We start from the raw sequence: 656 nt of genomic DNA, 5'->3' as shown, positions 1-656 counted from the left end.
ATGCGGGGACGGGCGCGATCCCGACGGCGTTAATTTTCGCTGGCGGCGCATCGGGATAACGGTGTTAGCTCCGCTTCGGGGCAGGAGGGACGCAATGGCGGCGAGCTTGGACGTCAACGGCAAGACGGTGTCGGTGGAGGCCGAGCCGGACACGCCGCTCCTGTGGGTGCTGCGCGACGAGCTGGGCCTGACCGGCACGAAGTTCGGCTGCGGCCTGGCCCAGTGCGGGGCCTGCACGGTGCATGTGAACGGCGACCCGGTGCGCTCTTGCGTCACCCCGATCGCGGCGCTGTCGGGCGCGAAGATCACCACCATCGAGGGCCTGGGCGGCGCCCATCCGCTGCAGCAGGCCTGGGTCAGGCTGGACGTGCCCCAGTGCGGCTACTGCCAGTCGGGCCAGATCATGTCGGCCGCCGCCCTGCTGGCGGCTACCAAGGCGCCCAGCGACGAGGACATCGACGCGGCCATGGGCGGCAACATCTGTCGCTGCGGCGCCTATCAGCGGATCCGGGCGGCGATCAAGGAGGCCGCGACCAGCGCCGCCGCCCCCGTGGTCGCCGCGCCGCCGGTCGCCAAGGAGGCCGAGGTCGAGGCGGCCGTCGACGAGGCGATCTCGGCGGCTTCGGGCGCGACCTCGCGGGTGCAGCGCGGAGAGG

General features: G+C 72.4%; 1 pseudogene. It reads left to right on the top strand.

The annotated features are described in order from the left end of the window. Positions 1 to 94 precede the first annotated feature (94 nt). Positions 95 to 541: pseudogene (locus tag AC1DOP_RS27225) on the top strand ((2Fe-2S)-binding protein); the annotation flags it as partial. Positions 542 to 656: the final 115 nt, after the last annotated feature.

Source organism: Massilia sp. 01N410 (genome assembly GCF_056399665.1).
Note: the sequence above shows the minus strand (reverse complement) of the source record. Positions and strands in the feature narration are given on the sequence as shown.